This is a genomic window from Pseudomonas sp. NPDC089428, assembly GCF_044749325.1.
In the GTDB taxonomy this organism is placed as follows: Bacteria; Pseudomonadota; Gammaproteobacteria; order Pseudomonadales; family Pseudomonadaceae; genus Aquipseudomonas.
Map to the genome: position 1 here is coordinate 51,227 of NZ_JBIVHT010000006.1, position 13,054 is coordinate 64,280.

Sequence of the window (13,054 nt, forward strand, 5' to 3'; positions counted from 1 at the left end):
CCCAGGCATAAGATTCACCTCGCCAGCAACGGCAAGGCGATTAACTACTGGAAACAGCCCCCACGAAGGCAATCAGTTAATCCCCTCTCATTTAGATAGTTGAACTTTGGCAATACTCGCGGCGCCACAAGCGCCGCGCGCCCCCTCACGACCTTAGACAGGTAAATAGAAAATGAAAGCTTTACTGGTATTGGTACTTGGCGGTCTTTGCGGCGCGGCGATGGCCGGCGAAGCAAACAATGTCGAGCAGATTCCGGTTGAACAGTACAGTTACTCGCAGCACCTGGACATTGCCCGCGTCATCTCCATGAGCGAAGTGCCCAACGTCTGTGAAGTCGTGCCAGCCCGCATGACCTACGAGGACTCCAAGGGCCAGAAGCACATTCTCGAATACCGCGTGATGGGGAACGGCTGCTCCAACGGCTGATACCTTGAATCGGGGCCCTGGTGGGCCCCGTTCGCGTTTTTGCCCGCATACAACTTGGGCACCGACTTGAGCGTTAACGGGCCATTAAATAACAGGCATTTAATCCGCCGACTTGCCCAGGGAATAATCTCGCAACTTATTGGCAATCGTCGTATGGGAAACACCCAGGCGCTTACCCAATGCCCGGCTACTTGGAAATTCGCCCATCAGACTTTCCAGCACCGCCTTTTCAAATCGCCCGACAATCTGCGAAAGATCCCCATCCAGCGAAAACTCGCCCAACGGTTGCCGCACGCCATAGTCCGGCAGGCGAATATGCTCGCTTTTCACCACCCCGCCTTCACATAACGAAACCGCCTGGAACAGCACGTTCTCCAGCTGCCGCACATTACCCGGCCAGTGATACTGGCTGAGCTTGTCCATGGCCGCCGGCGCCAGGCGTGGCATGGCGCAGCCGATCTGCCGGCTGGCCTGATCAAGGAAGTGCTGCACCAGGCCCTCCAGCCCGTCCATGCATTCGCGCAGCGGCGGAATGTGCAGCGACAGCACGTTGAGCCGGTGATACAGGTCCTGGCGGAACTCGCCACGGGCGCACAGCTCGGACAGGTCGACCTGGGTGGCGCAGATCACCCGCACATCCAGGTACACCTCTTCGTCGCTGCCGACACGGCGGAAGCAACCGTCCTGCAAGAAGCGCAGCAGCTTCACCTGCAGGCGCGGACTCATCTCCCCCACCCCATCAAGGAACAACGTACCGCCAGCAGTCAGTTCCAGCAGCCCCAGCTTACCCTCGGCACGCGCGCCCTCGAATGCCCCTGGGCCGTAACCGAACAGCTCGGTTTCTGCCATCGACTCCGGCAGGCCGGCACAGTTGAGCGCCATCAACGGCGCCTGGCCACGCGGGCTGGCCAGGTGGCAAGCGCGGGCCAGCAACTCCTTGCCGGTGCCGGTCTCGCCTTCGATCAGCAAGGGCGCATCCAGCGGTGCCATGCGCCGCGCCTCGCGCACCACCGCGGCCATCACCCGCGAACTCTGGAAGATGCTGTCGAAGCCGCGCAGCTCCTGCTTGCGCACGTTGTAGATACGCTCACCGATGCGGTCGGCGCGATGCAGGGTCAGCACGGCACCGGCCAGGGCCTCGCTGTCATCGTGCTCGGACTGCAGCGGCGCGATATCGGCCAGGAACACATCACCCTTGACCTTGATGCGCAGGCCATTGATGCGCGACTTGTTGGCGCGCACCAGCTCAGGCAGGTCGAAATCCTCGACGTAGCGCGCCAGCGGCATGCCCGGCACCTCGTCGACCCGCACCCCAAGCAACTGCGCCGCAGTGCGGTTGGCAGCAACGATACTGCCGCCCATGTCGATCGACAGCACCGGGAAATCCAGCGCCCCAAGCAGCGCGTTGAGCTCCATGTGGCGGCGCTCGCTGGGCATCAGGCCGACACGCTTGACCCCGAATACGCCGGCAATCGACTCGAACTTGGGCCGCAACGCCTGGAACTGCAGATTGATCAGGTTCGGGCAGTGCAGGTAGATGGCGTTGCCATGGTCTCCCCCCACCTCGCCGCGCAGCACGTTGATGCCGTATTCCACCAGCAGGTTGAGGATGTCGCGAAGGATGCCGATGCGGTTCTGGCAATGCACTTTGATACGCATGGAAGCTCTCTAAGCAGCGAAGTTTTTCAACCTCGCACGGAAAAGTCGTAAAGATAAGCTGACAAAAACCCCGTAAAGGACAGCTTAATCAGGCGGATTTTCCGGCATGCCAGGCATTTTGTAAAATTATCGTTACGCAACACCGATCAAAGGGCACCTGCCCGCAGGGCCTGCCCCCGTGCAAATCATCCGCTGAAGGGATATTCCTAAATCATGTCGTGGACATAACAAGAAAAGCCCTCACCAGGAGAGCCACATGAAACAGACGCAATACGTGGCACGCGAGCCCGATGCGCACGGTTTTATCGATTACCCGCAGCAAGAGCATGCGGTATGGAACACCCTGATCACCCGCCAGATGAAAGTCATCGAAGGCCGCGCGTGCCAGGAGTACCTGGACGGGATCGACCAGCTCAAGCTGCCCCATGACCGCATTCCGCAGCTGGGCGAAATCAACAAGGTGCTGGGCGCCACCACTGGCTGGCAGGTTGCCCGAGTACCGGCGCTGATCCCCTTCCAGACCTTCTTCGAACTGCTGGCCAGCAAGCGCTTCCCGGTCGCCACCTTCATCCGCACCCCGGAAGAGCTGGACTATCTGCAGGAACCGGACATCTTCCACGAGATCTTCGGCCACTGCCCGCTGCTGACCAACCCGTTCTTCGCCGAATTCACCCACACCTACGGCAAGCTCGGCCTGGCCGCGACCAAGGAACAACGCGTGTACCTGGCGCGCCTGTACTGGATGACCATCGAATTCGGCCTGATGGAGACCGCCCAGGGTCGCAAGATCTATGGCGGCGGCATCCTCTCCTCGCCGAAAGAGACCGTCTACAGTCTGTCAGGCGAACCTGAGCACCAGGCCTTCGACCCGATCGAGTGCATGCGCACGCCGTACCGTATCGACATCCTGCAGCCGCTGTACTTCGTGCTGCCGAACATGAAGCGCCTGTTCGACCTGGCCCATGAAGACATCATGGCCATGGTCCAGCAAGCCATGCAGCTGGGGCTGCACGCACCGAAATTTCCACCCAAGGTCGCAGCCTGAGCGCCTTGCCGATAACAACTCGAAGCGGAAACCACACCATGAATGCCTTGAACCAAGCCCACTGCGAAGCCTGCCGCGCTGACGCACCCAAGGTCACCGACGACGAACTGGCCGAGCTGATTCGCGAGATCCCGGACTGGAACATCGAAGTCCGCGATGGCCACATGGAACTGGAGCGCGTGTTCCTGTTCAAGAACTTCAAGCACGCGCTGGCGTTCACCAATGCCGTGGGCGAGATCGCCGAGGCCGAAGGCCACCACCCTGGCCTGCTGACCGAATGGGGCAAGGTCACCGTGACCTGGTGGAGCCACTCGATCAAGGGCCTGCACCGCAATGACTTCATCATGTGCGCACGCACCGACAAGGTCGCCGAGGCGGCTGAAGGCCGCAAGTAAGCACCACGAACAGGGCCTCAAGGCCCTGTTTTTTTGCCCGCTTTCTATCCGAAATCTGTCCGGTATCCGCCCTGGAAACCGACAAGCGACCGGGAAAATTTACAAACTGTCATTCAGACTTGTGTATCCTGCCCGAGCTTCACGAAGCTTTGAACGCGCCTGGCGCAGACTTTTCACTCACACTTGCGAGGAACGACGAGATGCATGAAATCCCGAATCTTCCCTTCCCAAGCCTGAACCCCGAAGAGCCATCCGTTACCGTCCACGCCGAACCGACGCCTGCCGTCGATCAGGATGGTGACGATCAATCCAGCGCTGACCAGGAATAAACCGCGCATCCCTGCGACTGTGTGAAAACGGCTGACCTGCGGGCTACCCCCGTCATCACGTTTTCACACCGTCACGAACCTCTGCCACGAAGACCCTCATGCCTGACTCACCGCGCCCCCTTGCGGTCACCCTGCAAGTCGTTTCCATCGTCCTCTTCACCTTCATCGGCTATCTGAACATCGGCATCCCCCTCGCCGTGCTGCCTGGCTACGTGCATAACGACCTCGGCTTCAGCGCCGTGATCGCCGGCCTGGTGATCAGCGTGCAGTACCTCGCCACCCTGCTGAGCCGCCCTACTGCCAGCCGCATCATCGACAACCTCGGCAGCAAGAAGGCGGTCATGTATGGCCTGGCCGGCTGCGGTCTGAGCGGCGTGTTCATGCTGGCCTGCGCCTTCCTCACCGACTGGCCCTGGGTCAGCCTCGGTTGCTTGCTGGTCGGTCGCCTGGTGCTCGGTAGCGCGGAAAGCCTGGTGGGCTCTGGTTCGATCGGCTGGGGTATCGGCCGGGTCGGTGCCGAGCACACGGCCAAGGTCATTTCCTGGAACGGCATCGCCAGCTATGGCGCACTGGCCATCGGTGCGCCATTGGGCGTGTTGATGGTCAAGGGCCTGGGACTTTGGAGCATGGGCGTGAGCATCATCCTGCTGTGCGCGCTGGGCCTGCTGCTGGCCTGGCCGAAGCGCGCAGCGCCCGTGGTCAGCGGCAAGCGCCTGCCGTTCATGCAGGTGCTGGGCAAGGTGTTCCCGCATGGCTCGGGGCTGGCCCTGGGCTCGATCGGCTTTGGCACCATCGCCACCTTCATCACCCTGTATTACGCCAGCCGCGGCTGGGCCAATGCGGCACTGACCCTGAGCCTGTTCGGCGCCAGCTTTATCTGCGCGCGGCTGCTGTTCGGCAACCTGATCAATCGGATTGGTGGGTTCAGGGTGGCAATCGTTTGCCTGTCGGTGGAAACCCTGGGGCTGCTCATGCTGTGGCTGGCGCCGAATGCCGAGATGGCGTTGGCGGGGGCGGCGCTGAGTGGTTTCGGCTTCTCGCTGGTGTTCCCGGCACTGGGCGTGGAAGCGGTGAACCAGGTGTCGGCAGCCAACCGCGGGGCGGCGGTGGGGGCGTATTCGCTGTTCATCGATTTGTCGCTAGGGATTACCGGGCCGCTGGTAGGTGCGGTGGCATCGGGGTTCGGGTTTGCCTCGATGTTTCTGTTTGCGGCGGCGGCGGCGTGTTGTGGGCTGGTGTTGAGCCTGCATCTGTACAAGCAGGCCCGTAGCCAGCGCAAAAGTCCTGAATAACGGGTCGCCTGCACCGGCCTCTTCGCGGGCAAGCCCGCTCCCACAGGTTGAGCACTGACCTCAGGCCCAGTGGTCCCCCTGTGGGAGCGGGCTTGCCCGCGAATGGGCTGCGAAGCAGCCCACAGGGCCTTGCGGGTTAGCGCTTGGCGTACTGCAACACAACTTCCAGAGGGTGGCGCATCTGCCGCTCGGTCATGCGCTTGACCTGGCTGCGGCACGAGTAGCCGGTCGCCAGCGCCTCACCTTCCTTGTCCAGCTTGGTTGCCCACGACTGCTCGAAGATGGTCCGCGAAGTTTCCTGGTTGCGCGCCTCGTGCCCGTAGGTACCGGACATGCCGCAGCAGCCGGTCGCCTCGGTCACCAGTTTCAGCCCCAGACGGGCAAACACCTGCTCCCACTGCCGGGTGCTGGCTGGCACGTTGGTCTTCTCGGTGCAGTGCGCCATCAGGCGGAAGTTGCCCGGCGCAGCAGGCGCCTGCTCCGGCAGCACATCCATCAGCCACTCCTGTGGCAGCAGGACGTTCGGGCAGGCATCCAGCCCCGGCACCTTCTGGTACTCCTGGCGATAGACCAGGGTCATCGCCGGGTCCAGGCCCACCAGCGGCACGCCGCAGTCCGCCAGGGCCTTGAGCTGGGCAGCATTACGGATCGCCGCCTTGGCGAAAGCGCCGAGGAAGCCTTGCACATGCAGTGGCTTGCCGTTGGCGCTGTACGGCGCCAGGAACACCCGGTGCCCCAGGCGATGGGCCAGTTCGATGAACGCAGCGAGCAGCGGCGTTTCGAAGTAACGGGTGAAGGCATCCTGCACCAGCACGATGCTGCGCTCGCGCTGGGCCGGAGTCAGCTCGCGCAGGGCCGGCACGCTGGCCATGCCGACACGGCAGCGGGTCAGGGTCGACTGGAAGTTGAAGCGGCTGATCAGCGGGCTGTCGACCATACCGACCTTGTCCGCCAGCAGCTTGCTCACCCACTTCGAGCCCATCACGGCGTTGTACAGGCCGGGGGCATGGGCCAGGTACGGGATGGTGAACTCCAGCGAGCCGATCAGGTAGTCACGCAGCGGGCGCTGGTAGCGGCCGTGGTACAGCTCGAGGAAGCGCGAGCGGAAGTCCGGCACGTTGACCTTGATCGGACACTGCCCGGCGCACGACTTGCACGCCAGGCAGCCGGCCATGGCGTCGTACACCTCATGGGAGAAGTCTTCCTGGCCCTGGTTACGTGCACGGTTGTTGCGCAGCCGCGCCGGCAGCCCCTTGAGCCACGACACCTTGTTGCGCGCCGCTGCCAGCACATCGATGTTGGCCTCGCCCTGCAGGCGCAGCCATTCGCGCATCAGCGAGGCACGGCCCTTGGGCGAGTGCTGGCGCTCACGGGTGGCCTTCCACGACGGGCACATGGCGTCGTTGGGGTCGTAGTTGTAGCAGGCGCCGTTGCCGTTGCAGTGCACGGCGCTTGGGAAGTCCTGCCACACACGCTCGTCGATGGTGCGGTCGAGGTCGCCGCGCAGGGTCACGCCATCCACCGGGGTCAGGCCCTCGGCGCTGCCCGGCGGGGTGCAGATCTTGCCTGGGTTGAGCTGGTTGTGCGGGTCGAAGGCGCCCTTCAGGCGCTGCAGCGCCGGGTACAGCTCGCCGAAGTACTCGGGCACGTATTCCGAACGCAGGCCCTTGCCGTGCTCGCCCCACAGCAGGCCGCCGTAACGCTTGGTCAGCGCCGCCACGGCATCGGAAATCGGCTTGACCAGCGCGGCCTGGGCCGGGTCTTTCATGTCCAGCGCCGGGCGCACGTGCAGCACGCCGGCATCGACGTGGCCGAACATGCCATAGGCCAGGCCGTAGCCATCGAGCAGCGCGCGGAAGTCGGCGATGTAGTCGGCCAGCTGCTCCGGCGGCACGGCCGTGTCTTCAACGAAAGGCTGCGGACGCACCTCGCCCTCGACGTTGCCAAGCAGGCCCACCGAGCGCTTGCGCATGGTGTAGACGCGGGTCACCGCCTCGGCACCCTCGGCCAGGGTGTGGCCCAGGCGCTCGACGCTGGTGTCGCGCTGCAGGTGATCGATGAACGCCTGGACCCGGGCATTGACCTCGGCCGGCTCGTCGCCGCAGAACTCCACCAGGTTGATGCCCAGGGTCGGGCGCTTGGGGTCGGCCGGGAAGTATTCGGCCACGCTGTGCCAGACGATGTCCTTCATCGCCAGCATCAGCACCTTGGAGTCGACCGTTTCGATCGACAGTGGCTTGAGCGCCATCAGTGCGTTGGCATCGCGCAGGGCGTCCATGAAGCTGGTGTAACGCACGTTGACCAGCACCGCGTATTTCGGGATCGGCAGTACATTGAGCTTGGCTTCGACCACATAGCCCAGCGAACCTTCGGCGCCGCACAGCACGCTGTTGAGGTTGAAGCGGCCCTGCTCGTCGCGCAGGTGCGCCAGGTCATAGCCGGTCAGGCAGCGGTTGAGCTTGGGGAAGGTGGTCTCGATCAGCTCGGCCTGGGTTTCCTGGATCTCCCGGGCCATGCGGTACACCTCGCCGACCCGGCCAGGCGCGGCGCAGGCTTGCTCCAGTGCGGCGTCGTCGATCGGCAGGCTGTGCAGGCGCTCGCCGCCGAGCAGCACGCTGTGCAACTCGAGCACGTGGTCGCGGGTCTTGCCGTAAGTGCAGCTGCCCTGGCCGCTGGCGTCGGTGTTGATCATGCCGCCGACGGTGGCACGGTTGGAGGTAGACAGCTCAGGGGCGAAGAACAGCCCGTGCGGCTTGAGCGCGGCATTGAGCTGGTCCTTGACGGTACCCGCCTGGACCCGCACCCAGCGCTCCTCCACATTGATTTCGAGGATCTGGTTCATGTGCCGCGACAGGTCGACGACGATGCCGTCGGTCAGCGACTGGCCATTGGTGCCGGTGCCGCCGCCACGCGGGGTCAGCTTGACCGCCTTGAAGCGTGGTTCGCCCATCAGCGTGGCGACCCGCGCCACGTCGTCGGCGTCCAGCGGGAACACCGCCGCCTGCGGCAGGCGCTGGTAGATCGAGTTGTCGGTGGCCAGTACCGTACGGGTGCCGTAGTCGGCACTGATCTGGCCACGGAAGCCACTGTTGCGCAGGGCCTCAAGGAATTCAGGGTAGTTGGCGCTCGGCGCAAGGGTCGACAGCTGGGCGATCATCGAAGGATGGCCTCTTGATATGGGCTAATTCACGGGATTCCTGTCGTGCCGGCATGCATTGTTTCATGCAGGGATGACGTATAGGTCAATGTTCCTGTAGTTTCGCTTCAGGGGCAAACGGATAATCCTGCCGCTATCAATGACTTTTATGAATGAATTACCGCCACCTGACACCGTCCATGTCGCTGCTGCTGGCTTTCGAGGCCGCCGCCCGGCATGAAAGCTACACCCGCGCCGCTGCCGAACTGTCGCTGACCCAGAGCGCGGTCAGCCGCCAAGTACAGGCGCTGGAGCAGCAACTGGGCCTGACCCTGTTCCGCCGCGAAGGCCGCCAGGTTCAGCTGACCGACGTAGGCCGGCTGTACCAGCGTGAGCTGAGCGAAGCACTGGGGCGCATCCGCAGCGCCACCTTGCAGGCGCTGGCCTACCAGTCCGGGGTCGGCACCCTGCGCCTGGCGACCCTGCCCACCTTCGGTTCGAAGTGGCTGCTGCCGCGCCTGCATGCGTTCTACAGCGCCCACCCGGGCATGCTCGTGCACATTCATTCACGTATCGAAGCGATCAATTTCGACACCAGCGAGATCGACGCCGCCATCGGCGTGGCCAGCCATGACCTGCCGGGCTTGATCTGCCACCGGCTGCATGCCGAGGAACTGGTGGTGATCCTGCCGCCCGAGGCAGGTGGCGATGGCCTTGGCTGGGGCCCGGCACGGGTCAGTGAAGAGGTCCTGCTGAACGTGGCCAACAACCCCCATGCCTGGGGCGAGTGGTTTTCCCACCACGGCTTGCCGCACCGGGCGATGCGCCTGGGGCCGAGCTTCGAACTGACCTCGCACCTGATTCAGGCCGTGCGGGCCGGGATTGGCATCGGCCTGGTACCGAGGATTCTGGTGGAGGAAGAGCTGGCCAAAGGCGAACTGTTCAGCCCGGGGGCGGCGTTTGCCAGCCAGCGCAGTTATTACCTGATCTATCCGCCGCGCAATGAAGCACTGCCTTCACTGAGGGCATTTCGCAGTTGGCTGCTGGAACAGATCTGAATCCTGTTCCGGCCTTTTCGCGGGGCAAGCCCGCTCCCACAGGATCACCACAGACCTCGAGAACTGTGGTGATCCTGTGGGAGCGGGCTTGCCCCGCGAAAAGGCCGGAACAGGCAACAAAAAACCCGATGCCAGTCACCTGGCATCGGGTTTCTTCAATCAACCAGCGGCTTACTTGGCCACGGTACCGGCAGTGCCATTGGCCAGTGGCCGGCGCTTGCCCTTGAGCAGGTAGGCAATCAGCATCGCTGCCAGCCATACCGGGATCGCATACACCGACACCTGGATGCCCGGAATCATCAGCATGATGCCGAGGATCAGCACCACGAAGGCCAGCACCAGGTAGTTGCCGTACGGGTACCACAGCGCCTTGAACAGCGGCTTCTGGCCAACGCGGTCAAGGTGCTGGCGGAACTTCAGGTGCGAGTAGCTGATCATCGCCCAGTTGATCACCAGGGTCGCGACCACCAGCGACATCAGCAGCTCCAACGCATTCTGCGGCATCAGGTAGTTGAGCAGCACCGCAATCAGGGTCACGGCCGCCGACACCAGGATCGAACGCACCGGTACGCCACGCTTGTCGACCTTGGCCAGCGAAGCCGGAGCATCACCCTGCTCGGCCATGCCCAGCAGCATCCGCGCGTTGCAGTAGGTGCCGCTGTTGTACACCGACAGCGCCGCAGTCAGGACCACGAAGTTCAGCAGGTTGGCCGCCACATCGCTGCCCAGCAGCGAGAACACCTGGACGAACGGGCTGCTGCCGTAGCTGCCGCCGGACGCGTCGATGCTGGCGACCAGGTTGTCCCATGGGGTCAGCGACAGCAGCACGACCAAGGCACCGACATAGAAGATCAGGATGCGGTAGATGACCTGGTTGATCGCCTTCGGGATCACGGTCTTCGGCTTGTCGGCCTCGGCGGCGGTGAAGCCGAGCATTTCCAGGCCACCGAACGAGAACATGATGAACGCCAGGGCCATCACCAGGCCGCTGACACCGTGCGGGAAGAAGCCACCGTGGCTCCACAGGTTGCTCACCGAGGCATCAGGGCCGCCGTTACCGCTGGTCAGCAGGTAGGCACCCAGGCCAATCATGCTGACGATGGCCACGACCTTGATGATGGCGAACCAGAATTCGGCCTCACCGAAGAACTTCACGTTCATCAGGTTGATGGCGTTGATCAGCACGAAGAACGCGGCCGCCGTGACCCAGGTCGGGATCTCGGGCCACCAGTAGTGCACGTACTTGCCCACCGCCGACAGTTCCGACATGCCCACCAGGATGTACAGCACCCAGCAGTTCCAGCCCGACAGGAAACCGGCGAAGCCGCCCCAGTAGGTGTGTGCAAAGTGGCTGAACGAGCCGGCCACCGGCTCTTCGACGATCATTTCGCCGAGCTGGCGCATGATCATGAAGGCGATGAAGCCGCAGATGGCGTAACCGAGGATCATCGACGGGCCGGCAGATTTCATCACGCCTGCCGAGCCGAGGAACAGGCCGGTACCAATCGCGCCGCCAAGGGCGATCAACTGGATGTGGCGGTTCTTCAGGCCCCGCTTGAGCTCGCCTGAATGCATGTTTTGTCCACTCATGAACGAAGTCACCTGCATTGTTTTTATCTGTGACGGAATCGGACCCACCGCGCTCGTGGCGCAGCGGAATGGGCAAGGTGGTTACCTTGGGTTTCCTGCCAACGGATACCGCCGGGGCGGATCAGCCAGGTGTGGGCAGGAGTGCGCGGTACGCAAGAGGGTCACAGGTAAAACGCGGCGCACTGTATACCCCTGCAAACGCGCAGGCGTCAACGCGTTGCATCGTTTCCTCGGGAAAAAACGCAGCGATCCTGTGGTAAGAGCCTGAAAAGGCGAAGTGATCGGCGTACATGGCGCCTCCATTTGTTGTTTTGTCAGCCCGGCTCTGTGGACGGGCTCTTGCACACGGCAATGAGCGCTATATCACCGTGGCACGGGAGTTTGGGCAAGACTGGACAGGAGCAAGGCTGGGGTTTCAAGGCAGGTGATGCGGCAAGTTTTGTTTACGCGAAAAGGAAAAATCCGAAATCGTGGCTGAATTCGAGCAACTCTGTATAACTTTCTTTACGGGGTGGTTTGGAAACTTGCCAGTCGTCCGAAAAATTCTTTTCATTCAATATCTTGGGGCCGCTTTGCGGCCCATCGCCGGCAAGCGCGGCTCCCACAAAAGCAGGTTTATACGGTCAATGTGGGAGCCGCGCTTGCCGGCGATGGGCTGCGCAGCAGCCCCAAAATCTTACAGGCATAAAAAAACCAGCCCGAAGGCTGGTTCTTGTTACCGCTGTGACCCATCAGCCGCGAGGCTTGCTGCGACCGCGACCGGCCGGCTTGTCACCATCAGGCTTGCCAGGGCGCTTGCGCATCTCGCTCGGGCGCTCGGCCACGGCGCTGCCGCGGCTGCCTTTGCGCGGCGCTTCGTCACGGGACTGACGTGCAGGGCGCTCACCGGAGGCATCTCGTGGCTGACGTGCCGGGCGCTCACCCGAGGTATCTCGCGGCTGGCGTGCCGGGCGCTCAGCGGCAGCAGCGCCGCCGTCATGGGCCGGGCGCAGGCTGCGCACGCGCTCGTTGCGCCCCATTGGCCGGCTCGACTTGCGCTGCAGGCGCTCCATCTTGTCCTTGGCCTTGAGGTTCATGGCCGGCAGCGCCACCGGCTGCAGGCCCACTTCAGCGGCGAGAATGTCGATTTCGCCCTGGCTCATTTCACGCCAGCGGCCCATCGGCAGGTCGGAGTTGAGGAACACAGGGCCGAAACGCACGCGCTTCAGGCGGCTGACCACCATGCCCTGGGACTCCCACAGGCGGCGCACTTCACGGTTGCGGCCTTCCATCACCACGCAGTGGTACCAGTGGTTGAAGCCTTCACCACCTGGCGCCTTCTGGATGTCGGTGAACTTGGCCGGGCCGTCTTCGAGCATCACGCCCGCCTTCAGGCGATCGATCATCTCGTCGTCGACTTCACCCCGTACACGCACGGCGTATTCGCGGTCCATCTCGTAGGACGGGTGCATCAGGCGGTTGGCCAGCTCACCGTCGGTGGTGAACAGCAGCAAGCCCGTGGTGTTGATGTCCAGGCGGCCGATGTTGATCCAGCGGCCTTCTTTCGGCCGCGGCAGGCGGTCGAACACGGTCGGGCGACCTTCCGGGTCGTCACGGGTGCAGATCTCGCCATCGGGCTTGTTGTACATGATCACCCGGCGGGTGGCCTCGGCGGCCTCTTCGCGCTTGATCAGCTTGCCGTCGACAGTGATGGCGTCGTGCAGGTCGACGCGCAGGCCGAGGGTGGCCTCGACGCCGTTGACCTTGATGCGGCCCTGGCTGATCCAGGCTTCGACGTCACGGCGCGAACCGACGCCGATGCGCGCCAGCACTTTCTGCAGCTTTTCGCCGGCTGGCGGGGTGATTTCGGTATTTTGCAGGTCTTGCTCACTCATCTGGGCACCTCCCGGTGTAGGAATGAAATCAGGGTTCTGGCGACGAACGCGCCAAAAGGCCGCGCATCATACGCGGTTCGCTGGGGGAACGCACTGCAGGGTAGAGGGTTTTGTCGGCTTTGCGAGTGAATTCTGCCTAATGGTGATGTGTGGCCAGTGCCGGCCCTTTCGCGGGCAAGCCCGCTCCCACGGGTACTGCAGCGCACTCAGGGATGTGACCTACCTGTGGGAGCGGGTTTACCCGCGAAA

The 13,054-nt window shown here is 63.2% G+C and carries 10 protein-coding genes; 6 read left to right on the forward strand and 4 right to left on the reverse strand.

Annotated elements, in window-relative coordinates; all coding sequences use genetic code 11:
* Positions 1-172: 172 nt before the first annotated feature.
* Positions 173-427, forward strand: a complete 255-nt coding sequence (locus ACIPZ5_RS13420; protein WP_085675843.1) for a DUF2790 domain-containing protein — start codon at positions 173-175, stop codon at positions 425-427.
* Between the two features lie 99 nt (positions 428-526).
* Here the strand turns inward: ACIPZ5_RS13420 and ACIPZ5_RS13425 are convergent, their stop codons facing one another.
* Positions 527-2,086: a sigma-54-dependent phenylalanine hydroxylase transcriptional regulator PhhR gene (locus ACIPZ5_RS13425; protein WP_027921084.1), complete on the reverse strand. Its 1,560-nt coding sequence runs from the start codon at positions 2,084-2,086 to the stop codon at positions 527-529.
* A 256-nt stretch (positions 2,087-2,342) separates the two neighbouring features.
* Here ACIPZ5_RS13425 and phhA point away from each other — a divergent pair, with 256 nt between their 5' ends.
* The 4 genes from phhA (at position 2,343) to ACIPZ5_RS13445 (ending at position 5,147) form a co-directional block, all read left to right on the forward strand.
* Positions 2,343-3,131 (forward strand): phenylalanine 4-monooxygenase, encoded by a 789-nt coding sequence (gene phhA / locus ACIPZ5_RS13430; RefSeq protein ID WP_400809091.1) that lies wholly within the window; start codon positions 2,343-2,345, stop codon positions 3,129-3,131.
* 38 nt (positions 3,132-3,169) lie between these two features.
* Positions 3,170-3,526 (forward strand): 4a-hydroxytetrahydrobiopterin dehydratase, encoded by a 357-nt coding sequence (locus tag ACIPZ5_RS13435; RefSeq protein WP_261943141.1) that lies wholly within the window; start codon positions 3,170-3,172, stop codon positions 3,524-3,526.
* Between the two features lie 200 nt (positions 3,527-3,726).
* Entirely contained in the window at positions 3,727-3,855 is a 129-nt protein-coding gene (locus tag ACIPZ5_RS13440; RefSeq protein ID WP_256587427.1) for a hypothetical protein, read from the forward strand.
* 98 nt (positions 3,856-3,953) lie between these two features.
* The gene (locus tag ACIPZ5_RS13445; protein ID WP_343596251.1) at positions 3,954-5,147 is read left to right on the forward strand and encodes an MFS transporter; all 1,194 of its coding nucleotides are present in this window, start codon (positions 3,954-3,956) and stop codon (positions 5,145-5,147) included.
* A 136-nt stretch (positions 5,148-5,283) separates the two neighbouring features.
* Here the strand turns inward: ACIPZ5_RS13445 and ACIPZ5_RS13450 are convergent, their stop codons facing one another.
* Positions 5,284-8,304 carry an FAD-binding and (Fe-S)-binding domain-containing protein gene (locus ACIPZ5_RS13450; RefSeq protein WP_400809095.1) on the reverse strand — a complete coding sequence of 1,007 codons (3,021 nt, stop codon included), beginning with the start codon at positions 8,302-8,304 and terminating at the stop codon, positions 5,284-5,286.
* 152 nt (positions 8,305-8,456) lie between these two features.
* Here ACIPZ5_RS13450 and ACIPZ5_RS13455 point away from each other — a divergent pair, with 152 nt between their 5' ends.
* Positions 8,457-9,341, forward strand: coding sequence for a LysR substrate-binding domain-containing protein (locus tag ACIPZ5_RS13455; protein WP_261943138.1), 885 nt, complete (start codon positions 8,457-8,459; stop codon positions 9,339-9,341).
* Between the two features lie 171 nt (positions 9,342-9,512).
* On the opposite strand, the gene ACIPZ5_RS13460 is transcribed toward ACIPZ5_RS13455, so the two are convergent.
* Together ACIPZ5_RS13460 and rluB are read right to left on the reverse strand one after the other, a co-directional pair.
* Positions 9,513-10,931: an amino acid permease gene (locus ACIPZ5_RS13460; protein WP_261943137.1), complete on the reverse strand. Its 1,419-nt coding sequence runs from the start codon at positions 10,929-10,931 to the stop codon at positions 9,513-9,515.
* A gap of 731 nt (positions 10,932-11,662) precedes the next feature.
* A complete protein-coding gene (gene rluB, locus ACIPZ5_RS13465; protein ID WP_343596257.1) occupies positions 11,663-12,805 on the reverse strand; it encodes a 23S rRNA pseudouridine(2605) synthase RluB in 1,143 nt (380 codons plus the stop codon).
* Positions 12,806-13,054 lie beyond the last annotated feature (249 nt).